Genomic DNA, 20,079 nt, shown 5'->3' with positions numbered 1-20,079 from the left:
TCCGGTTTTTCAAGGCGCAGGTCGTCCGCCTCGGTCGGTGTGCTGGACGTGGTTTTGCTCGGCTCGTTCATAGCCCCCTTATAGGCGAGGCACGGGGCGACCGGAAGCGCCGAGTCCTTTGCCGCACATTGCATTTTTCGCCTCTCGGACATAGACCATGAGCATGAGTGAAACGACGCATATTTCCCTGCCTTCGAGCCTGCCGGCAATTCAGCCCGGTCATGTCTGGCTGGCCGGTGCGGGGCCGGGCGATCCCGGTCTTTTGACCCTGCTGGCCGCCAAGGCATTGAGCGAAGCAGACGTCATCGTGCATGACGCGCTGGTCAATGAGGAATGCCTGAAGCTGGCGCGCAGCGGCGCCACGCTCGAATATGCCGGAAAGCGCGGCGGCAAGCCGTCGGCCAAGCAGCGTGACATTTCGCTCCGCCTTGTCGAATTGGCAAAGTCGGGCCTGCGTGTCTTGCGGCTGAAGGGCGGCGATCCCTTCGTCTTCGGCCGGGGCGGCGAAGAAGCCCTGACACTGATCGAGCATGGCGTGCCGTTCCGCATCGTGCCGGGCATTACCGCCGGCATTGGTGGTCTGGCCTATGCCGGCATTCCGGTCACCCATCGCGAGATCAATCACGCGGTGACATTCCTGACCGGTCATGATTCGTCCGGCATTGTGCCGGACAGGATCGACTGGGAGGCGATCGGCCGCGGGTCTCCGGTGATCGTCATGTATATGGCGATGAAACATATGGGGCAGATTGCCGCCAATCTGATTTCTGCCGGTCGCTCGGCTGATGAACCGGTGGCGTTTGTCTGCGATGCGGCCACGCCGGCGCAGACCGTGCTGGAAACGACCCTTGGCCGTGCCGAGGCGGATATGCTGGCGGGTGGCATTGCACCGCCTGCGATCGTCGTCGTCGGCGAGGTCGTGCGCTTGCGTGCGTCGCTGGACTGGCTCGGCGCCCTGGACGGGCGGGTGCTGCAGCCTGATCCGTTCTCCGCGCAAGAGAGGAAAGACCGGGCATGAGCGGTCTGATGATCGCAGCCCCTGCGTCCGGTTCCGGCAAGACGGTGGTGACGCTCGGCCTGATGCGGGCCCTGAAGCGGCGTGGTCAGACGCTCGCGCCGGGCAAGGCGGGCCCTGACTACATCGATCCGGCATTTCATTCTGCAGCCAGCGGCGAGACGTGTTTCAATTTCGATCCCTGGGCCATGCGCCCCGACTTTCTGCTCGCACAGGCCGAAAGGCATGGTCGTGGCCGCCTGCTGTTGATCGAGGCGATGATGGGCCTGTTCGACGGTGCTTCCGATGGTTCCGGATCGGCGGGCGATCTGGCCGCATTGCTCGGCCTGCCGGTTGTGCTGGTGGTCGATTGCGCCAAGACTTCGCAATCGGTCGCGGCATTGGTCTCGGGTTTTGCCGCCTACCGCGCCGATGTCCGGGTGGCGGGCGTCATTCTTAACCGGGTCGGCAGCGATCGTCATGAGATGATGCTGCGCACCGCGCTCGACGCGATCCGCATGCCAGTGCTGGGCGCAATTCGCAGCGATGCAGGCCTTGCGCTTCCTGAACGCCATCTCGGCCTGGTGCAGGCGGGAGAGCATGGCGCACTCGAAAGCTTCGTCGGCCATGCGGCTGATGTGATGGAGCGCTGCTGCGATCTTGATCAACTGGTCGTTCTCGCTGGCCGGGCTCCCGGTCCTGCTGTATTACCTGTCGTCTCGTCTATTGCCCCGATCGGCCAGCACATCACGATTGCGCGGGACATGGCCTTTGCCTTTTCTTATGCGCACCTGATCGAAGGCTGGCGCGGGCAGGGTGCCGAAGTATCCTTCTTCTCGCCGCTGGCCGACGAGGCACCGTCGGCTGACGCCGATGCGGTCTATCTGCCCGGCGGCTATCCGGAACTGCATGCCGGAGCGCTCGCCCATGCATCCGGATTCAGAACCGGCATGCAGAGTGCCGCCCAACGTGGCGCACTAATTTACGGCGAATGCGGCGGCTACATGGTTCTCGGCGATGCGCTCGTTGATGGCGAGGGGGTCTCCCATTCGATGCTCGGCTTGTTGCCTCTGGTGACCAGCTATGCCGTTCGCAAGCGTCATCTCGGGTATCGGCGTCTGACGTCGCTTCAACCGGATCTGTTTTCCGTGCCGTTGACCGCGCATGAATTCCACTACTCGACAGTGGTGTCGGAGGGTGCGGCCGATCGCCTGTTCGCGGCCGAGGATGCGCTGGGAGAAGCACTCGGCGTCGCCGGCCTTCGGCGCGGCAACGTGTTCGGCTCCTACATGCATCTGGTCGATATCGCGGAGACCGGCGCATGAGCGGCCCGATCCAGCATGGCGGTGGCCTGGCAGCGGCGGCTGCCATCTACGGTGGAGAGCCGAAGGACTGGCTCGATCTGTCGACCGGCATCAATCCATGCCCGCCGCCTCTGCCGGCGATCGCCGATCGGGCCTGGCACCGGCTGCCGGATCGCGAATTGGAATCTTCTGCGCGCACGGCGGCGCGGGGATTTTACGGGTCAGGCGATCGGCTGCCATTGCCGGTGCCCGGCACCCAGTCTGCCATCCAGCTTCTGCCGCGCCTTGTCGAGCCATCGAGACGGGTGGCGATCTTTTCACCGACTTACGGCGAATATCGCCGTGCCTTCGAACTTGCCGGCTTTGCCGTCGATCCTGTCACGTCGCTGGAAGAGATCGATGCCCGCCATGGCATGGTCGTTGTGGTCAATCCCAATAATCCCGACGGTCGGGTGTTTACGCCTATAGAGCTTGCGCCCCTGGTCGAGCGTCTGCGTGAGACTGGGGCCGTGCTGGTCGTGGACGAGGCCTTTGGCGAAAGTTGCGCCGAAATCAGCATTGCGGGAACTGCCGAGCCGCATGTGATCGTCTTCCGCTCCTTCGGCAAGTTCTTCGGCATGGCGGGTATCCGTCTCGGATTTGTCATTGCGGATGAAAGCATCATGGATCGGTTGGCAGACTGGCTCGGTCCCTGGGCCGTTTCGGGACCTGCGCTCAGCATTGCAACCGAACTCTTTTCGACGGACCGACGGGTGATCATGGATCGCATCGACGAACGCCGCGCCGGCCTCGACCGGGTCTTGTCCGCGCATGGTCTGAAAAGCCGCGGCGCCGTTGGGCTGTTTGCGCTGGTGGAAGATGACCGTGTGCCGGATCTGCACGCGCATCTCTGCCGGCACCACATCCTGACCCGCAAATTCGACTATGCACCGAACTGGCTGCGTTTCGGTCTTGCACCGGATCGGGGTTGCGATCTTCGCCTGAGCAAGGCGCTGGATCTCTGGCGGGCGGGTTCGACATGATGCATCTGCTGACGCTCTGTGTGGCGATCGGGCTTGATCGGGTGATTGGCGATCCGCCGGCCCTGTGGTCGCGCCTGCCGCACCCGGTGGTGCTGTTCGGTGCTGCGATCAGTTATCTGGAAAAACATCTGAACACTGCCCGCTTCACGCCGGAGGGTCGGCGGTTGAACGGCGTGTTGTCCATCCTGCTTCTGCTGTTTGCCTCGGTGTTGGCTGGGGCTGTTCTGTCTTCGCTCTTTCACTTTTTCGGGCTTGCCGGTTTGGCTTTCGAAGCGGTCGTTGCCGCCGTGTTCATCGCCCAAAAAAGTCTTGGAGATCACGTTCAGGCTGTCGCGCGCGGATTGAAACAGGACGGGGTGGACGGTGGGCGGCAGGCGGTGTCGATGATCGTCGGGCGCGATCCGAAGACACTCGACGGTCCGGGTGTTTGCCGGGCTGCGATCGAGAGCCTGTCGGAAAACTTTGCCGATGGCGTGGTGGCGCCGGTGTTCTGGTATGCGATTGCCGGCCTTCCCGGGCTTTTGGCCTACAAGATGCTGAACACCGCCGATTCGATGATCGGCCACAAGAACGAGCGCTATATCGATTTCGGCTGGGCTTCGGCGCGGCTGGACGATCTGGCCAACTGGCCGGCTGCGCGGATCTCGGCGCTGCTGATTGCGCTTGCGGCCTGGTTGCGTCTTGGCTGGGATGCTGGCCGGATGTCGCTCTCGGCGGCGCTGCGCGATCATGGGCTGCATCGTTCGCCCAATTCCGGCTGGCCGGAGGCGGCGATGGCAGGCGCACTCGGTCTGCAACTGGCCGGCCCGCGCATTTATGGCGGCGTGCGTGTCAGCGAGCCAATGATGCATGCCGCCGGTCGCAGCGATGCCGACCATCGGGATATCACCCGCGGCGTGAAGGTTTTTTATGCGGCCTGCGACCTTCTACTGGCGTTCACAGTCTTTGCCTTGCTGCTGGCCGCACTTTGATGGCCTGTCTCCGCTGAGTTCCCGTCAGACCTTTTATGGTGTCTGTCGGCCGGAAATCGTATCTTCATTTCTCCATTCTAGGCTGCCTTCAGGTTCAAACCAGATCATCGGGGGATGCTATGCGTGGGTTTTTATTTGCCGCAATGCTTTGCGGATTGTTGGCGGTACCGCTGACAGCCGAAGCCAGTTCTGTCGTCGCGCGTGTCAGCATCTCGAAGCAGACAATGACGGTGACGGAAAACGGCGTGGTGAAATACCGCTGGAAGGTTTCGACGGCGCGCTCCGGCTACGTGACGCCAACCGGCAGCTACAGTGCCAAATGGGCGTCGAAAAATCATCGCTCGCGCAAATATGACAATGCACCGATGCCCTATGCGATTTTCTACAATGGCGGCTATGCCGTGCATGCGACCTTTGATCTGAAGCGTCTCGGGCGCCCGGCCTCGCATGGATGCGTGCGGCTACATCCCGACAATGCCGCCGTGTTCTTCTCGATGGCCCAGACCAGGGGTCTGCGCAATACCCGGATCGTGATCGCGCGGTAATTCAAGGTCGATGATGGGTGCGGCTAGGCCTTAATCGATGCCGGCTGCGTCGCGCAGACGATCGCTATTGGGCACGATGACGTGGCGGTTGTTCTCGATGACGATGACGCCGTCCTTGCGCAACTTGGTCATCTGGCGGCTGACCGTCTCGATGGTGAGGCCAAGGAAGTCGGCGATATCGGCCCGTGATAGCGGCAAGTCGAAGGTCGCGGCGTCTGCATTCTCGGGGTCGATATGGGTGGCGATCAGGTAGAGGAAGCTAGCGACCTTTTCCTGAGCCGTCTTGCGGCCAAGAGTCAGCATCCAGTCGCGGGCCTCGTCGAGTTCCTTCAGCGCCTGGGCATGAAGCATGCGTTCCATGTGCGGGACGTCGCCGACCATGCGGTCGATGACGTGGCGCGGAAAGGTACAGATTTCCGTGTCGGTCGCAGCTTCCGCAGTGATCGAGCTTTCACCCTGGAACGGCCTGCCGAGAAAATCCGGGGCAAATTGCAATCCGACGATCTGCTGGCGTCCATCCGCCATCATCTTCGACAGCTTGATGACGCCTTTCAGGATGTTGCCGTAACTGCCGACCGACTCGCCCTGGCCGATGATCTCGTTGCCGGCCTCGATACGCCTGCGGATGGAGTGGCGGTTGAGTTCCACCATCTGTGCAGCAGACAGGACAGAACAGAGGCCACCCTGGCGGGATTCGCAGTTCCGGCAGGCGGCCGGGGTTTCACAGTCGGGCCTTGGCTTTTGTAACGTGTCCATCATCATGCCGTCCTGCAAATACCCTTGGTTCTACGTCTTACGCCGCTCGCGTCGCGGTGCTCGACCGAAAAACTTCCGCTCAACTCTAGGCCGAATATTCGGCCGGCGACTTGATCGAAGTCAAAGGAAGCGCGGTTTGCCGCAGTTATCCTTGGCTAAAATCAAGTCGATGCGGGGCCTCAACTCACCATGAAAAACAGTCTTCTTTCACGCTATTCCGGTGCCGTTCCACGCTATACGAGCTATCCGACGGCGCCACATTTTCATGAGGGGATCGACTGTGGCATTTATGCTCAGTGGCTGAGCTCACTGTCGGGTCGCGAGGATCTGTCTCTCTATATCCACATTCCCTATTGCGACCGGCTGTGCTGGTTCTGTGCCTGTCATACCAAGCACACACTGAAATATGAACCGATCGCCACCTATCTGGAATCGCTGAAGAAAGAGATCACCAAGGTGGGGTCATTGGTGTCCGGTGAGGCCAAAGTGTCGGCCGTGCATTTCGGCGGCGGCTCGCCGACCATGGTCCGGCCCGAAGATCTGATTTCGCTGATGGATTGTCTCAAAGGAGCCTTCAGCTTCGGTGAGCGCGTCGAGATCAGCGTCGAGATGGACCCGAACGATCTCGACGACAGCCGTTATGATGCCCTGGCTCAGATTGGCATGACACGTGCAAGCCTTGGTGTGCAGGACTTCGACCCGCGCGTGCAGGCCACAATCAACCGGCTGCAGTCCTTCGAGCAGACGAAGTCCGTTGTCGACGCGGTCCGTGCGCGCGGCGTGCATTCGGTCAATTGCGACATTCTCTACGGGTTGCCGCACCAGACGCTGGAAACGCTTGGCCGGACCGTTGACGATATCCTGTCGCTGGCACCGGATCGCATCGCGCTGTTCGGCTATGCCCATGTGCCATGGATGAAGAAGCACCAGACGATGATTCCAGAAGCGGCACTGCCGGGGCTTGGTGAACGCTTCGCGCAGATGACCACGGCCGCCGAAATGCTGCTGGCTGCAGGCTACGAGGCGATCGGCATCGATCACTTCGCCCTGCCGGGTGACAGCCTGGCGATCGCGTCGCGGGAAGGGCGGCTGCATCGTAATTTTCAGGGCTATACCGACGACGGCGCCAAGGCGCTGATCGGGCTCGGTGCCTCGTCGATCGGGCAATTGCCGCAGGGATATGTGCAGAACATGCCGGCGACCGGCGAATATCAGCGCATGGCTGACGGTGACGGACTTGCCGCCGTGCGCGGCATCGCGTTGTCGGACGAAGATCGCTTGCGTGCCAGGGTGATCGAGGAAATCATGTGCAGCTTTTCCGTGTCGTTTTCCGGGCTGAGGACAGATTTCGGCCCTCTGGCCGAGATGGTGATCGTCGAGGCACGGCAGTTTGCGGGGAGTAATCGCGACGGGATCTGCGAGATCGTCGAGGGCGAATTCCGGCTGACCGAAGCCGGCCGGCCCTTTGCCCGCACGGTTGCTGCGGTGTTCGACAGCTATCTGTCCAACGGCAAGGGACGTCATTCGATTGCTGTTTAGGCAACACTTCGACGCCAATTTTCATCCAGTCTTAAAACGGCCATTGGCTTTTAAGACTGTTTTCCCTATGTGGAACACAGAATTTGAGACATATGAGGTATTGGCGTGACCGCTACATTCGACAAAGTTGCCGACATCATTGCTGAAACCAGCGAAATCGATCGCGAGACGATCACGCAGGAAAGCCACACGATCGACGATCTCGGCATCGACAGCCTGGACTTCCTCGACATCGTCTTTGCGATCGACAAGGAATTCGGCATCAAGATCCCGCTCGAGCAGTGGACCCAGGAAGTCAACGAGGGCAAGGTCTCGACCGAGGAATACTTCGTTCTGAAGAACCTCTGTGCCAAGATCGACGAACTCAAGGCTGCCAAGGGCTGATCCGCCTTAACCGGCGGAGAACGTCATGCTGCTTGAATATTTCCTGATGATTGACAAGGTCGAGAGCGTGGATCTCGGCCTTGGTCGTTTGAAAGCCCGCTCGGTCGTGCCGATGGAAAGCCCCGTCTTCGAGGGTCATTTCCCCGGCATGCCGCTGGTGCCCGGCGTTCTTCTGATCGAAACCATGGCCCAGGCTTCCGGCCTGCTGCTGCTGGCGGTCAAGGACTTCGAGGCGATGCCGTTCCTGATGGCCGTCGATGGCGCCAAGATGCGAACCTTTGTCGAACCTGGCGCCGTGCTTGACATCGAGGCTGACCTGGAACACGACGGCTCCGGCTTTGCCGTGACCAAGGCGCGTATCACTTCCGAGGGCAAGAAGGTCTGCGATGCTCAGCTGAAGCTCAGAACCATGCCGTTCAGCGAGATTCCGCTTGCGCCGATCGTACGCAAGAGGGCCGAGGATATCGGTCTCATCGACGCGATTGCTGCAGCCCGCTGAGGGTTGCTTCCCGCCTTCGCGGGCAATCGCCTATTGACCTTGAGGCGTGGATCGGGAAAACCCGCTTTGGACGCTGGCCGTGGGGCCGGCGAAAGGATTGCATATGGTCAAGAATCCGAATGATGTGGTGATCACCGGCATTGGCATTGTCACATGCCATGGAACCGGCAAGGAGCCGCATATCGCGCTTTTGTCGTCACCGAAGGCACCGGATCCGGTGCTTGAGACGGAAAAGTTCAAGCCTTACGTGGTGCATCCGCTACCGGAGATCGACTGGTCGACCCAGATCGGTCGCAAGGATCAGCGGCAGATGGAAAACTGGCAGCGCCTCGGCGTGTTCGCTGCTGGACTTGCGCTTGACGATGCCGGTATGAAGGACGATGCCGACGCCTGCGGGTCGATGGACCTGATCGTGGCAGCAGGCGGTGGCGAACGTGACATCGCCGTCGACAGCCTGATCGTCGACGAAGCCTTGAAGCGCAATGATCGCGAAAAGCTCTTGATCGAGAAGCTGACGACCGAACTGCGCCCGACGCTGTTTCTGGCGCAGTTGTCCAACCTTCTGGCCGGCAACATTTCAATCGTGCACAAGGTCACCGGTTCATCGCGCACGTTCATGGGTGAGGAATCGGCCGGGATTTCGGCGATCGAAACGGCCTATGCCCGGATCAAGGCGGGTCAGTCGACCCATACCCTGGTCGGCGGCGCCTTCATTTCGGAGCGTCCGGACATCCTGCTTCTGGTCGAGGGCATCCGTGCCCACCAGACGGGTCCGTGGCTGCCGCTATGGTCGCGTGACGGCAGCGAGGGCGGTGGCATGGTCCTTGGTACGGTCGGCGCCTTCCTGGTGCTCGAATCGCGCGAACATGCCGAAGCCCGCGGCGCGCATATCTATAGTGTGCTCGATGCGGTCGAAGGTGATCGCGGCAATCGTGACGACGGTCGGTTCGAGGCACGAATGGCTCGTATCGCGCCCGAGGCCGATGCTCTCGATGCCGCACGGACGATCGTGTTTTCCGGTGCGTCCGGCATGGCCGAACTGTCGAGCCGTGAAAAAACTGCTTTGGAAGCGCGCTTCGGTGCGGCACCGGTGCGCGGATATGCCGGCTCGATCGGCCATTCGCTGGAAGCACAGTTTCCTGTCGGGCTGGCTCTTGCTGCGCTGTCGATCGACAGCGGCGCAATCGTGCCGGTGTTTGATGCCGAGCATGAGACCAAGCAGACGCAGCCTGCGACGCATGCTGTCGTGACGACGGTCGGTTATGTACGCGGCGAAGGCCTTGCCGTTCTTTCGGCGAATGCTTGAGGAGACTGGATCCATGTCTGACAACCGCTTCACCGACCATCTCGGACGCCCGATCATCGCCGTTACCGGTATGGGCGTCATCACCTCGCTTGGCCAGGGGCTTGCCGACAACTGGTCGGCGTTGACGTCCGGCACTTCGGGTATTCACAAGATCAAGCGTTTCGACACTGAAGGTCTGTCGACCCGGATTGCAGGCACGGTCGATTTCCTCGAGGTTCCGGCACCCAATTCCGTCGAGCGCTCCTATGCGATGGCGCGTGAAACCACGATCGAAGCGCTGGCCCAGGCCGGCATCGACGGTGATTTCAACGGTCCGCTGTTTCTCGCCGCTCCACCGGTCGAGCCGGAATGGCATGACCGTTTTGCGCTTGCCGACCGCGCGCCGCCGGCGTCCGAGCCGGGCGATGCCTATGTGCGTTTTCTGGCCGCCATGCGCACCAAGCCTGACCCGGTCTTCCTGGAAGCCGTGCAATTCGGCTCCATCTCCGAGCGTCTGGCCGATCGTTTCGGCACGCGTGGTCTGCCGGTGACGCTGTCGACGGCCTGTGCGTCCGGTGCTACCGCAATCCAGCTCGGTGTCGAAGCCATTCGCCAGGGCCGCACCACGCGGGCGCTGACGGTTGCCACCGACGGTTCGATCAGCCCGGAATCAGTCGTGCGTTTTGCGCTTCTGTCGGCTCTGTCGACCCACAACGATCCGCCGGAAAAGGCATCGAAGCCGTTCAGCAAGGAACGCGACGGCTTCGTCATCGCCGAAGGTGCAGCCACTCTGGTGCTGGAATCGCTGGAATCGGCGATTGCCCGCGGCGCAAAGGTGCTCGGCATCATGAAGGGTTGTGGCGAAAAGGCCGACCATTTCCACCGCACCCGGTCGTCACCGGATGGTGGTCCGGCGATCGCCACGATGAAGGCAGCGCTTGCCGATGCAGGCCTGTCGGAAGAGCAGGTCGGCTACATCAACGCGCATGGCACATCGACGCCGGAAAACGACAAGATGGAATATGGCGCCATGCTGTCGGTCTTCGGCGATCGTCTGAAGGATGGCATCCCGTGCTCGTCGAACAAGTCGATGATCGGCCATACGCTGACGGCGGCCGGTGCGGTCGAAGCGGTGTTCTCGATCCAGACCATGCTCACCGGCACGCTGCCACCGACGATCAACTACACCAATCCCGATCCGGCCATCGTGCTGGACGTGGTGCCGAATGTGAAGCGCGATGCCGATGTTTCGGCGGTTGCGTCGAACTCCTTCGGCTTTGGTGGCCAGAACGCAAGCCTTGTCATGACGCGGGAACCGGTCTAATCCGCCTCGCAACCCTGATAGACCTGAACTAACGCCCGCCGGGCGGGGAAAAATCCAATGCGCGCATTGCAACTCGTCGAAGACCGCAAGCTTGAAATCGTCGACCTGCCGGAGCCCGATGCTCCGGGTCCTGGTGAGGTCACGCTTCGGGTCAAGGCCGTGGCCCTCAACCATATCGATGTCTGGGGCTGGCGCGGCATGGCATTTGCCAAGCGCAAGATGCCGCTAGTGATCGGTGCGGAAGCCTCGGGCGTTGTCGAGGCAATCGGTCCGGGTGTCGGCAACATCCTGCCGGGACAACTCGCCGCCATCTACGGCGCGCGCACCTGCGGCCTGTGCAAGCCTTGCCGCGAAGGCCGTGACAATCTCTGCGAAAACGTCAGCGGTGTGCACGGTTTCCATCTCGACGGCTTTGCCCAGGAAAAGATCAACCTGCCGGCGCGTCTGCTGGTTCCGGCACCTCCGGGCGTCGATGCGATCGGCGCAGCCCTTGCCCCTGTCACCTTCGGCACGGTCGAGCACATGCTGTTTGACAATGCCAAGCTCGAACCGGGCGAAACCATTCTGATCCATGCAGGCGGTTCGGGCATCGGAACGGCAGCGATCCAGCTGGCGAAGAAGATCGGCTGTACGGTCATCACCACCGTCGGCTCCGACGACAAGATCGAACGTGCCAAGGCCCTGGGTGCCGATCACGTCATCAACTATCGCACCGAGCGCTTCGAAGGCGTGGTCCGCAAGATCACCAAGAAGAAGGGTGTCGACGTCGTGTTCGAGCATGTCGGCAAGGACACGTTTGCGGCCTCGATGTTCTGCCTGAAGCGCGGCGGCCGTCTGGTCACCTGCGGCTCGACGTCCGGTGTCTCCACCGATGTCAACCTGATGATGCTGTTCCAGCAGCAGCTGAAGTTGCTCGGCTCGTTCGGCTGCCGGATGGAAAACATGGCGGATGCGATGCAGAAGATGGCTCGCGGTCTCGTGCATCCGGTTATCGATACCGAAGTCACCTTCGACGATATCGACAAGGCGCTCGCCCGCATGGAAGGCCGCCAGGTGTTCGGCAAGATCCTCCTGAAGATGGATTGATCCATTGCGGATGATCATCACGCGTATCGTGCTCGCCTTGCGCAAGCTGTCCCAGTGGACGGTTGCGCAGGCAGCGTTCGGCTTTCTCAGCATGCTCAAGGTGCTGCCGGCCGATTCTGCGATCAATTTCGCCGATCGGCTGATGCGCGGGATCGGACCGAAGACCCGCCGGCATACGCTGATGATGGTCAACCTGCGCAATGCGTTTCCGGAGAAGTCCGAAGCCGAGCGCGAGACGATCGCGCTGGCAAGTTGGGGCCATATGGGCCGGCTTGCGGCCGAATACGTCTTTCTCGACCAGTTGTTCGATTACGATCCGGAAAAACCGGGTGAGGGGCGGATCGAAGTCTCAGGCGTGCCGATCTTCATGGAACTGCGCAATCAGCCGCGGCCGTTCATCGTTTTCACCGCCCATACCGCAAATTTTGAGCTCTTGCCGGTCGCAGGTGCCGCCTTCGGTCTGATGGTGACGGTGCTGTTCCGTCCGCCCAACAATCCCTATATCGCCGAAAAAGTGTTCGAGTTCCGTGCCAAGCGCATGGGCAAGCTGGTGCCATCGCATGCGGGTTCGTCCTTCGCGCTGGCGCGCCAGTTGGAGCAGGGCGGCGGCGTTGGCGTGCTGGTCGACCAGAAATTCACGCGCGGCGTGCAGACGCAGTTCTTCAATAATCCCGTGCAGACCAATCCACTTCTGGCCAAACTTGCCCGGCAGTTCGGCTGCGACATCTACCCTGCGCGCTGCATCCGTTTGCCCGACAATCGCTTCCGACTCGAGATCGAGCCGAAGATCGATCTGCCGGTTAATGACAAAGGCCAACTGGACGTGGCTGCAACCGCACAGCTGCTGAACGACAAGGTCGAAAGCTGGGTGAGAGAGTATCCGGAGCAGTGGCTCTGGTACCATGATCGCTGGAATATCAAGCACACGATCTGATGTGTTTCGCGGCGCCTGCGTGTATGTTTGTCAGCCGTCATATACCGTAACATTTTTTGGGCTGGAGCTTGAAGGCTACGCCCAGAGATTGAAGATGATGCAACCTCATGTTATCGCTCAAGTTGGAGTGAATGTGATGTGGTGGCTTGCCCATGTCACACGAGTAAATGAGGTGACGGCATGTCTTCAGGTCCATCGCGCGACAGCAATCTTCTTCCGCTGTTCGAAGCTGTTTCATTGAAGAACGTGCAATTGCAGCAGGCCATTCGCAGCGGCAATGACCGGCTGGTGGCGACGCTCGATCGAGAGCTTGATCCGCTCATCTGTGAAATGGTGGCGTATCGCGCCAGCGAGCCCGATGAAATCTACCTTCAGCTGAACCTTCTGACAAAACTCTTGCGCGAAGACGCCGACGATCGTTCCTGCGTCCTTCGCCATACCGCCCTGATGAGCATCCTGATCGAGCGCTATTTCGGACCGCGCGGCTTGGCCCGGCCAACCGGTGATGCCGTGGTCTCGATGCTCGATTCCAAACCGCAGCCCGCGTTTGGCGATGACGACATGCTTAACGAGGTGATCCTCAACAGTCTGCCAGACAGGGTCGCTGTGGTGACTCGGGACTATCGCTATCTGTTCGCCAATCCGGCGATGGCCGATATGCTGCGTACCCGTCCGATCGATATGATCGGTCGCAGTGTTTTTGAACTCGGCCTGCAACCGGATGCGTTTGTCGCGATGCGCGACGCGCTGGATCATGCATTCCGCGGCGAAAGCGGTGATTTTTCCAGTCGCTTCAACGGTGGAAATCATCTGGTATCAGCATTCCACGGCCGGTTCACGCCATTGCGCAACAGCCACGGTGTGATCAATGGTGCCGTGCTGACATTCAGCGACGCCAATGTCGGCGTCAACAATCTGGCTGCCTGAACGGCGTTCGGCGGTTAAACGGTCCAGCGCAGGTCGCCTCGGCCTTTGTCGCGCGGTTCAATTCACATCGAAGCCGCGTGCCTTGTCGCTCACGCCTGCCAGCAGGTGCTCGCGTTCAAATGCGATATGGCGCCGTATGCCTTCGAAGAAACCGCGCAGCATATAGCCGACCGCCTCCATGTTGACCGTATCGCCCGATCCCAGCCTGAGAAGCGCGTCGGTCAGTTCCTCGGCAAAACACTCGTCTTCGAAATGTTCGAATTTCAGTCGCTCGAGCGTCTGGGCGAGATGCGCCGGTGCGCCTTCGCTTGATTGCAGCTGCGGGAAGAGTACCGTTTCCTCGTAGTGATGCCCGCCCTTGATCAGCGGACCCAGCGCCTTTGCCGCATAGATGCATTTCTGCCGGTTGATGCTGGACGGCAACGAATCGGCGATCTCCTCCAGCTCCTTGCACAGCGACAGCTGCTCGCCGTGCGAGCGCTGCAGCCACGACAGGCTGCTTTCGCCACCGTCTGCAAGTTGTGGCGTGCCGCTGCGGAACTCGTCCGTGCGGACTGTGTGCGTGGTCGTTTTGGCTTGCATGTCGATCATCTCCAACGCGCCGTCCACGGCGGCCCCATTTCGCATGATGCCGCCGATCCGAGCCTCCCTGATCTTGTGGGGGAAAGGCGGCTTCCTCCGGTGTGTTGGCAAGGTTGGCCAATCCGCGCGAGATTGCCTTGACTTGGATCAAGGTGGCTTCGCCGCGTCAATGCGATGTCTGCAGACGATGCGGGAGGATTCTCCGTCTGGCGAAGACCCCGCAATTGAATCAGCAAGCCGTTGGGGGATTCCAACAATGAATTATACAATTGAAACCATGGGGATGGCGCTGCTCGCCTTCGCCGCGCTGCTCGGGGTGGCTTTTGCCCATGACAGCCTGTTTGCAGCCCATATGTGGGTTGCGTTCTTCGTGCTGGCAGGCGGCACGATCATCATGTTGCGGCGGATGAAATTTGCGCCGACGAATGGGGTCGTCACGGCGCCTTCCGCTCCGAAGTCCGAGTACTTTGACGAAGTCGTGCGCTACGGCGTGATCGCCACGGTATTCTGGGGCGTGGTCGGATTCCTCGTCGGCGTCGTTGCGGCGCTGCAGCTGGCCTATCCGGATCTCAACATCGAACCCTGGTTCAATTTCGGCCGGGTCCGTCCGCTGCATACCTCGGCGGTCATCTTCGCCTTCGGCGGCAATGCGCTGATCGCCACTTCCTTCCATGTGGTGCAGCGCACGTCGCGGGCACGTCTGTTTGGCGGCAATCTTGGCTGGTTCGTGTTCTGGGGCTACCAGTTCTTCATCGTCATGGCCGCAACAGGCTATCTGCTGGGCATTACCCAGGGCCGTGAATATGCCGAGCCTGAATGGTATGTCGATCTCTGGCTCACCGTCGTCTGGGTCGCCTATCTGATCACCTTCCTGGGCACGCTCCTGACCCGCAAGGAGAGCCACATCTACGTGGCCAACTGGTTCTATCTGGCTTTCATCGTCACGATCGCGATGCTGCATATCGTCAACAACCTGGCGATGCCGGTCTCGTTTCTCGGTGTGAAGAGCTATTCGGCCTTCTCAGGCGTGCAGGATGCGCTGACGCAGTGGTGGTACGGACACAATGCGGTCGGGTTCTTCCTGACGGCCGGCTTCCTTGGCATGATGTATTATTTCGTGCCGAAGCAGGCCAACCGTCCGGTCTATTCCTACCGCCTGTCGATCATCCACTTCTGGGCGCTGATCTTCATGTATATCTGGGCCGGCCCGCACCACCTGCACTACACGGCGCTGCCCGACTGGGCACAGACGCTCGGCATGGTGTTCTCGATCATGCTGTGGATGCCCTCCTGGGGCGGCATGATCAACGGCCTGATGACGCTTTCGGGCGCATGGGACAAGATCCGCACCGATCCGATCATCCGCATGATGGTCATCGCCATCGCCTTCTACGGCATGTCGACCTTCGAAGGTCCGATGATGTCGATCAAGGCGGTCAACTCGCTCAGCCACTATACCGAATGGACCATCGGTCACGTTCACTCCGGCGCACTCGGCTGGGTCGGCATGATCACCTTCGGTGCCATCTACTACCTGACACCGAAGCTGTGGAACCGCAACCGGCTGTACTCGATGCGTCTGGTCAACTGGCACTTCTGGCTCGCCACGCTCGGCATCGTCGTCTACGCCGCCGTTCTGTGGGTGGCCGGCATCCAGCAGGGGCTGATGTGGCGCGAGTACGACGAACAGGGCTTCCTGGTCTACTCGTTCGCTGAATCGGTCGCGGCCATGCACCCCTATTTCGTGCTGCGTGCCATTGGCGGTGCCATGTACCTGCTCGGCTCGCTGATCATGGCCTACAACGTCCTGATGACCATCCTCGGCTACGAGCGGCAGGAAGCACCGATCCCCGGATCCGTCGTTCCTGCTGTCGCGCAGCCGGCTGAATAAGAAGGAAGGCTCATATGTCTATTCTTGATAAACACGTCATCTTCGAGAAGAACGGGAGCCTTCTTCTCCTCGGTTCGCTGCTGGTGGTCACCATCGGCGGCATCGTGGAGATCGCGCCTCTGTTCTACCTCGAAAACACGATCGAAAAGGTCGAAGGCATGCGGCCCTATACGCCGCTGGAGCTGGCTGGTCGTAATATCTACATCCGCGAAGGCTGCTATGTCTGTCACAGCCAGATGATCCGCCCGTTCAAGGACGAGGTCGAACGCTACGGGCATTATTCGCTGGCGGCGGAATCGATGTATGACCATCCGTTCCAGTGGGGTTCGAAGCGTACCGGGCCGGATCTCGCCCGCGTCGGCGACCGCTATTCCAACGAATGGCACGTTCAGCATCTGAACGAGCCGCGCGACGTCGTGCCGGAATCGGTGATGCCGAGCTACTCGTACCTGAAGACGACGGTGCTCAAGGTGCCGGATGTCAGCATGGAACTGGTCGCCAACCGTCGGGTCGGCGTTCCGTATTCCGACGAGATGGTCGAGCAGGCATCCGCCGATCTTGCCGCCCAGGCGGATCCGAATGCCGACACCGAGGCGCTTCTGGCCCGCTATCCGAAAGCCAAGGTTGGCGATTTCGATGGTGATCCGGCCCGCTTAACGGAGCTGGACGCGCTTGTCGCCTATCTGCAGATGCTCGGCACGCTGGTCGATTTCTCCACCTATGACGACGCAACCGGTTATCGCTGAGGAGGGCATCATGGAAACCTATACGGCTTTGCGCCACTTCGCCGACAGCTGGGGGCTGCTCGCCATGGCTCTGTACTTCGTGGGCGTAGTCGTCTTCACGCTGCGTCCGGGTGCCAAGCGGCTGGCGGAAGAAGCAGCCAGCATCCCTCTCAAGGAGGATTGAAAAATGGCAGAAAAACACATTGACGAAATCAGTGGCGTCGAAACCACTGGCCATGAGTGGGACGGCATCCGGGAGCTGAACAATCCGATGCCCCGCTGGTGGGTCTATACGTTCTACGCGACCATCATCTGGGCCATCGGCTACATGGTCGCCTATCCGGCGATCCCGATGTTGACCGGGGCAACCAAAGGTCTGCTCGGCTATTCGAGCCGGGCCGAGGTTGTGGCGGAACTGGATAGTGCCAAGGCTGCCCAGTCGGTCTATCTCGACAAGATCACCACCTTGCCGTTGAACGAGATCGTTGCCGATCCGGGCTTGGCGCAGTTTGCCGTTGCCGGCGGTGCTGCGGCCTTCAAGGTCAACTGTGCCCCTTGCCATGGATCTGGGGCTGCCGGCGGTGCCGGTTATCCGAACCTCAACGATGATGACTGGCTGTGGGGCGGTGATCTCGAATCGCTGCACACCACGATTGCCCACGGCATTCGATACGACGGCGATGCCGACACCCGGATTTCCGAGATGCCGGCCTTTGCCGAGATCATCGAGCCGGAACAGGTGAAGCAGGTTGCCGCCTATGTCGTCAGCCTGACCGGCACGCCGTCGGATGCGGCGCTGGTCGAACCCGGGCGTCAGGTCTTTGTCGACAATTGCGCAGCTTGCCATGGTGAGGATGCCAAGGGCCTGCGCGATTTCGGTGCCCCGAATCTGGCTGACGCCATCTGGCTGAAAGCAGGAACGGAAGCGGGTATCGCCGCACAGATCCGCGCGCCCAAGCATGGCGTCATGCCCGGCTGGGGGACGCGCCTGGGTGACGCGACCGTCAAGCAGCTTACCGTCTATGTGCATTCGCTCGGCGGTGGCGAATAACGGACTGAGCCAAAGTCATAGCTCTATTGCAAGCCTGGCCGCATCCCCGGATGCGGCCTTTTTGCGTTTGCGGCTCTCGATCTGGCCGAGTTCCATGTCTTGCGACGCTTCGCCGCTGCTTGACTTAAGTCAAGGCGGACTGAGCGACCAGATGGGACAAGCAAGCATCAGAAACAGGTGCGGGTGCCACGAATATGCTTGCCGATCAGAATCAGGCCGCGAATGGGGGCGACGTCGAAAGGCATGACGCAGAGGCAGTGATGTCGGCCAAGCTGCGTGGTCCGCTTTACGAGGCGCGTAAGAAGATCTTTCCCAAGCGCGCCGAAGGCCAGTTTCGCCGTTTCAAATGGATCGTCATGGCGATCACGCTCGGCATCTACTACCTGACGCCGTGGCTGCGCTGGGATCGCGGCGCCTATGCGCCGGATCAGGCGGTGCTGATCGATCTCGCACACCGGCGTTTCTATTTCTTCTTCATCGAGATCTGGCCGCAGGAGTTCTTCTACGTTGCCGGCCTGCTGGTGATGGCCGGGTTCGGTCTGTTCCTGATCACCTCTGCCGTCGGTCGCGCCTGGTGTGGCTATACCTGTCCGCAGACGGTCTGGGTCGATCTGTTCCTTGTGGTCGAACGGTTTATCGAGGGTGATCGCAACGCCCGGATCAAGCTGGAAAGTGCGCCATGGAGCCTGTCGAAGATCTGGAAACGGGTTTCCAAGCATGCGATTTGGGTGCTGATCGGCGTGCTTACCGGAGGGGCCTGGATCTTCTATTTCGCCGATGCTCCGTCGCTCGCCATGGATTTTGTCACCGGACAAGCCGATTCCATTGCCTATATTACCGTCGCCGTCCTCACAGCTACGACTTATGTGTTCGGCGGGCTGATGCGCGAGCAGGTCTGCATCTACATGTGTCCGTGGCCACGCATCCAGGCGGCCATGCTCGACGAAAAATCGCTGGTCGTCACCTATAACGACTGGCGCGGCGAACCGCGCACGCGTCACGCCAAGAAGGCGGCCGCGGCCGGCGAGGTGGTTGGCGATTGCGTCGATTGCAATGCCTGCGTCGCCGTCTGTCCCATGGGCATCGACATCCGCGACGGACAGCAGCTGGAATGCATCACCTGCGCGCTGTGTATCGATGCCTGCGACGGGGTGATGGACAAGGTTGGCAAGCCGCGTGGCCTGATCGCCTATGCGACGCTGGAGGAATACCAGTCGAACATGGCGCTGGCGACGAATGGCGGAACCACGCCGATCGAACCGGCACGGGTGCGCAACGGCGATGGTTCGTTCAGCGACAAGGTTCGCCATTTCGACTGGCGGGTGATTTTCCGCCCGAGGACGCTGCTCTACATGTTTGTCTGGAGCGCCGTCGGCGTCGGCCTGATCGTCACGTTGCTCGGTCGTGACCGGCTGGAACTCAACGTCCTGCATGATCGGAACCCGCAATTCGTGCTGGAATCCGACGGCTCGATCCGCAACGGCTACACCATCCGGATCCTCAACATGATCGCCCAGCCGCGTGATATCATTGTCTCGCTGGAAGGCCTGCCTGACGCGGTGATGAAGATCAACGGCATCAACGAGGCGCCGGGCCGCTCGTTCACCGTTTCGGTCGAACCGGACGAGGCGACCACCCTGAAGGTCTTCGTGACCATGCCGGGCGACAAGATCGCCGGGGATGCCGAGAATGTTCAGTTCACTGCCAAGGACACTGCAAGCACCGAGCAGGATACCTACACCGCCGTCTTCAATGCCCCGGGAGCGAAGAAATGAGCCAGAAAACGATCAAGACCTTCACCTTCACGGGATGGCACATGCTGGGCGCCATGGTGCTTTTCTTCGGCACGATCATCACCGTGAATTTCACCATGGCCTATTTTGCCACCTCCACCTGGAGCGGACTGGTGGTGAAGAACACCTATGTCGCCAGCCAGCAGTTCAATGGCAAGACGACCGCCATCCGCGAGATGCTCGCGACCGGTATCAAGGGTACGCTGGAGGTCAATTCCACCCAGATCCGCTACCGCCTGATGCTGCCCGGCGACAAGCCGGTTGTGGCCGACAGCGTGACGGCACATTTCAAGCGGCCGGTCGGCGAACATCAGGATTTCCAACTGGTGCTGATACCGGCTGGCGACGGCCTCTATGTCGCAGAGCACGCGGTTCTTTCCGGCAACTGGATCGTCGAGATGATGGCCGTACAGGGTGGCAAGACCGTGATGCATGAGGCCAATCGCATCGCGATTGCAGGAGAATAG

General features: G+C 60.7%; 21 protein-coding genes. 19 read left to right on the top strand and 2 right to left on the bottom strand.

Annotated elements, in window-relative coordinates:
- Positions 1–163 precede the first annotated feature (163 nt).
- The 5 genes from cobA to GVK95_RS06675 all read left to right on the top strand — a co-directional run bounded on the left by cobA (position 164) and on the right by GVK95_RS06675 (position 4,836).
- The gene (gene cobA / locus GVK95_RS06695; protein ID WP_159948588.1) at positions 164–1,018 is read left to right on the top strand and encodes a uroporphyrinogen-III C-methyltransferase; all 855 of its coding nucleotides are present in this window, start codon (positions 164–166) and stop codon (positions 1,016–1,018) included.
- Positions 1,015–2,319 carry a cobyrinate a,c-diamide synthase gene (locus tag GVK95_RS06690; protein ID WP_159947836.1) on the top strand — a complete coding sequence of 435 codons (1,305 nt, stop codon included), beginning with the start codon at positions 1,015–1,017 and terminating at the stop codon, positions 2,317–2,319. Before cobA ends, GVK95_RS06690 begins: the two co-directional genes overlap by 4 nt.
- A complete protein-coding gene (gene cobD, locus GVK95_RS06685) occupies positions 2,316–3,320 on the top strand; it encodes a threonine-phosphate decarboxylase CobD (RefSeq protein WP_159947834.1) in 1,005 nt (334 codons plus the stop codon). Before GVK95_RS06690 ends, cobD begins: the two co-directional genes overlap by 4 nt.
- Positions 3,317–4,291: an adenosylcobinamide-phosphate synthase CbiB gene (gene cbiB, locus GVK95_RS06680; RefSeq protein ID WP_159947832.1), complete on the top strand. Its 975-nt coding sequence runs from the start codon at positions 3,317–3,319 to the stop codon at positions 4,289–4,291. Before cobD ends, cbiB begins: the two co-directional genes overlap by 4 nt.
- A gap of 119 nt (positions 4,292–4,410) precedes the next feature.
- On the top strand, positions 4,411–4,836 hold the full coding sequence (locus GVK95_RS06675; protein WP_159947830.1) for a L,D-transpeptidase: 426 nt from the start codon (positions 4,411–4,413) through the stop codon (positions 4,834–4,836).
- Positions 4,837–4,866: 30 nt separating this feature from the next.
- On the opposite strand, the gene GVK95_RS06670 is transcribed toward GVK95_RS06675, so the two are convergent.
- The gene (locus tag GVK95_RS06670; protein WP_159947828.1) at positions 4,867–5,592 is read right to left on the bottom strand and encodes a Crp/Fnr family transcriptional regulator; all 726 of its coding nucleotides are present in this window, start codon (positions 5,590–5,592) and stop codon (positions 4,867–4,869) included.
- 189 nt (positions 5,593–5,781) lie between these two features.
- Between GVK95_RS06670 and hemN the strand changes: the two genes are divergently transcribed.
- From hemN to GVK95_RS06630, 8 genes are all read left to right on the top strand, one after another.
- Positions 5,782–7,131: an oxygen-independent coproporphyrinogen III oxidase gene (hemN, locus tag GVK95_RS06665; protein WP_159947826.1), complete on the top strand. Its 1,350-nt coding sequence runs from the start codon at positions 5,782–5,784 to the stop codon at positions 7,129–7,131.
- 105 nt (positions 7,132–7,236) lie between these two features.
- A complete protein-coding gene (locus GVK95_RS06660; RefSeq protein WP_007601806.1) occupies positions 7,237–7,515 on the top strand; it encodes an acyl carrier protein in 279 nt (92 codons plus the stop codon).
- 25 nt (positions 7,516–7,540) lie between these two features.
- Positions 7,541–8,014 (top strand): 3-hydroxyacyl-ACP dehydratase FabZ family protein, encoded by a 474-nt coding sequence (locus GVK95_RS06655; protein ID WP_159947824.1) that lies wholly within the window; start codon positions 7,541–7,543, stop codon positions 8,012–8,014.
- A gap of 103 nt (positions 8,015–8,117) precedes the next feature.
- Positions 8,118–9,320, top strand: coding sequence for a beta-ketoacyl-ACP synthase (locus GVK95_RS06650; RefSeq protein WP_159947822.1), 1,203 nt, complete (start codon positions 8,118–8,120; stop codon positions 9,318–9,320).
- 13 nt (positions 9,321–9,333) lie between these two features.
- Positions 9,334–10,623 (top strand): beta-ketoacyl-ACP synthase, encoded by a 1,290-nt coding sequence (locus GVK95_RS06645; RefSeq protein WP_159947820.1) that lies wholly within the window; start codon positions 9,334–9,336, stop codon positions 10,621–10,623.
- Positions 10,624–10,680: 57 nt separating this feature from the next.
- Complete coding sequence (locus GVK95_RS06640; protein WP_159947818.1) at positions 10,681–11,709, top strand: zinc-binding dehydrogenase; 1,029 nt, start codon at positions 10,681–10,683, stop codon at positions 11,707–11,709.
- A 4-nt stretch (positions 11,710–11,713) separates the two neighbouring features.
- Positions 11,714–12,643, top strand: coding sequence for a lipid A biosynthesis lauroyl acyltransferase (locus GVK95_RS06635; RefSeq protein WP_159947816.1), 930 nt, complete (start codon positions 11,714–11,716; stop codon positions 12,641–12,643).
- Between the two features lie 180 nt (positions 12,644–12,823).
- Complete coding sequence (locus tag GVK95_RS06630) at positions 12,824–13,570, top strand: PAS domain-containing protein (RefSeq protein WP_159947814.1); 747 nt, start codon at positions 12,824–12,826, stop codon at positions 13,568–13,570.
- 57 nt (positions 13,571–13,627) lie between these two features.
- Here the strand turns inward: GVK95_RS06630 and GVK95_RS06625 are convergent, their stop codons facing one another.
- A complete protein-coding gene (locus GVK95_RS06625) occupies positions 13,628–14,152 on the bottom strand; it encodes a hemerythrin domain-containing protein (protein WP_244618679.1) in 525 nt (174 codons plus the stop codon).
- 256 nt (positions 14,153–14,408) lie between these two features.
- Here GVK95_RS06625 and ccoN point away from each other — a divergent pair, with 256 nt between their 5' ends.
- The 6 genes from ccoN (at position 14,409) to GVK95_RS06595 (ending at position 20,079) form a co-directional block, all read left to right on the top strand.
- A complete protein-coding gene (gene ccoN, locus GVK95_RS06620; RefSeq protein WP_159947810.1) occupies positions 14,409–16,043 on the top strand; it encodes a cytochrome-c oxidase, cbb3-type subunit I in 1,635 nt (544 codons plus the stop codon).
- A gap of 14 nt (positions 16,044–16,057) precedes the next feature.
- Positions 16,058–16,789 (top strand): cytochrome-c oxidase, cbb3-type subunit II, encoded by a 732-nt coding sequence (gene ccoO, locus GVK95_RS06615; protein ID WP_159947808.1) that lies wholly within the window; start codon positions 16,058–16,060, stop codon positions 16,787–16,789.
- A 10-nt stretch (positions 16,790–16,799) separates the two neighbouring features.
- Positions 16,800–16,952 carry a cbb3-type cytochrome c oxidase subunit 3 gene (locus GVK95_RS06610; protein ID WP_159947806.1) on the top strand — a complete coding sequence of 51 codons (153 nt, stop codon included), beginning with the start codon at positions 16,800–16,802 and terminating at the stop codon, positions 16,950–16,952.
- Between the two features lie 3 nt (positions 16,953–16,955).
- The gene (ccoP, locus tag GVK95_RS06605) at positions 16,956–17,819 is read left to right on the top strand and encodes a cytochrome-c oxidase, cbb3-type subunit III (protein ID WP_159947804.1); all 864 of its coding nucleotides are present in this window, start codon (positions 16,956–16,958) and stop codon (positions 17,817–17,819) included.
- Positions 17,820–18,013: 194 nt separating this feature from the next.
- On the top strand, positions 18,014–19,594 hold the full coding sequence (gene ccoG, locus GVK95_RS06600; protein ID WP_159947802.1) for a cytochrome c oxidase accessory protein CcoG: 1,581 nt from the start codon (positions 18,014–18,016) through the stop codon (positions 19,592–19,594).
- A complete protein-coding gene (locus GVK95_RS06595; protein ID WP_159947800.1) occupies positions 19,591–20,079 on the top strand; it encodes a FixH family protein in 489 nt (162 codons plus the stop codon). Before ccoG ends, GVK95_RS06595 begins: the two co-directional genes overlap by 4 nt.

Origin of the sequence: Rhizobium sp. 18065 (assembly GCF_902706095.1) — a bacterium.
In the GTDB taxonomy this organism is placed as follows: Bacteria; Pseudomonadota; Alphaproteobacteria; order Rhizobiales; family Rhizobiaceae; genus Allorhizobium.
This window is presented reverse-complemented; position numbering and strand designations above follow the sequence as displayed.